This window comes from Aestuariivita boseongensis (genome assembly GCF_001262635.1).
GTDB lineage: Bacteria > Pseudomonadota > Alphaproteobacteria > Rhodobacterales > Rhodobacteraceae > Aestuariivita > Aestuariivita boseongensis.
The window spans coordinates 1-409 of sequence record NZ_JXYH01000135.1 but is presented as its reverse complement, the minus strand read 5'-3'; the positions used below and the strand labels follow the sequence as shown (position 1 = coordinate 409).

At 59.2% G+C, this 409-nt stretch carries 1 rRNA gene; it reads left to right on the top strand.

From position 1 onward, the window contains the following. Positions 1-409 (top strand): 23S ribosomal RNA (locus tag TR61_RS19500); the annotation flags it as partial.

The following is a 409-nucleotide window of genomic DNA, read 5'->3' as shown; positions in this document are numbered from 1 at the left end:
GAAGCAGGGACGCCAGTCCTTGTGGAGCCACCCTTGAGATACCACCCTTGCATTGCTTGATGTCTAACCGCGGTCCGTTATCCGGATCCGGGACCCTGCGTGGTGGGTAGTTTGACTGGGGCGGTCGCCTCCTAAAGCGTAACGGAGGCGCGCGAAGGTTGGCTCAGAGCGGTCGGAAATCGCTCGTTGAGTGCAATGGCAGAAGCCAGCCTGACTGCGAGACTGACAAGTCGAGCAGAGTCGAAAGACGGCCATAGTGATCCGGTGGTCCCAAGTGGGAGGGCCATCGCTCAACGGATAAAAGGTACGCCGGGGATAACAGGCTGATACTGCCCAAGAGTCCATATCGACGGCAGTGTTTGGCACCTCGATGTCGGCTCATCACATCCTGGGGCTGAAGCCGGTCCCA